At 58.5% G+C, this 246-nt stretch carries 1 pseudogene; it reads left to right on the top strand.

The window, feature by feature from the left end:
- Positions 1-246, top strand: a pseudogene (locus BZJ21_RS15925) (electron transport complex subunit RsxC); the annotation flags it as partial.

Raw genomic sequence — 246 nt, 5'->3', positions numbered from 1 at the left:
TCGGCTTCGGCTGAAAGCCAAACCGCAACAGCCAACAAAACGTCAGACACTGGCGAGGCCAGCGATAAAAAAGCCGCTGTCGCCGCTGCCGTTGCCCGTGCCAAAGCACGTAAAGCGGCGCAACAAGGCGAATCAAGCGCTGATTCATCGGCTTCGGCTGAAAGCCAAACCGCAACAGCCAACAAAACGTCAGACACTGGCGAGGCCAGCGATAAAAAAGCCGCTGTCGCCGCTGCCGTTGCCCGT

The sequence above is a fragment of the Salinivibrio costicola subsp. alcaliphilus genome (assembly GCF_001996185.1).
GTDB lineage: Bacteria > Pseudomonadota > Gammaproteobacteria > Enterobacterales > Vibrionaceae > Salinivibrio > Salinivibrio costicola.
Note: the sequence above shows the minus strand (reverse complement) of the source record. Positions and strands in the feature narration are given on the sequence as shown.